Annotated in this window: 1 pseudogene; it reads right to left on the bottom strand. The window is 57.5% G+C overall.

Annotated features, from left to right (window positions below):
- Positions 1-181 (bottom strand): annotated as a pseudogene (locus tag DVK00_RS21005) (tripartite tricarboxylate transporter TctB family protein); the annotation flags it as partial.
- Positions 182-445: the final 264 nt, after the last annotated feature.

Here is a 445-nt window from a genome sequence, read left to right as displayed (position 1 = left end):
TGATGCCGACCGACACCGCAATCGGGAAGAACGACGGCCCGACGCCGTCACCCGACGGGAACTGGCTCGCAAAGAAGACGACGACGACCGAAAACAGGATGAAGAAGACTGACAGCGGACTTGAACGAACGCTCTCCAAGCCGATTCTATCAAGGACGGCCCCGACTTTCTGAATCACCATTATTTGTTCTGCCTCGTGGTATGATACCAAGCAATCGTATGTAATAAACATATTGGTCTTTCCCCGTCCGTTCGGGGCTGAAAGTCACGACACGGGAGGTAAGTACGGTCGAGACCATCGTCCAGTCACCGTCGGAGACCGCCAGCGAGACTGGACAACCGCACACTGAAGCGTGGCCCGGCGGGCGGACGGTACGGTAGCGAAGTCGATATGTCCGCGGGCGACAACGCCGGGTTTCGCGCCCATCGATAGAATTAACCGGCG

Origin of the sequence: Haloarcula sp. Atlit-47R, assembly GCF_003665985.1 — an archaeon.
Taxonomy (GTDB): Archaea; Halobacteriota; Halobacteria; order Halobacteriales; family Haloarculaceae; genus Haloarcula; species Haloarcula taiwanensis.
This window is presented reverse-complemented; position numbering and strand designations above follow the sequence as displayed.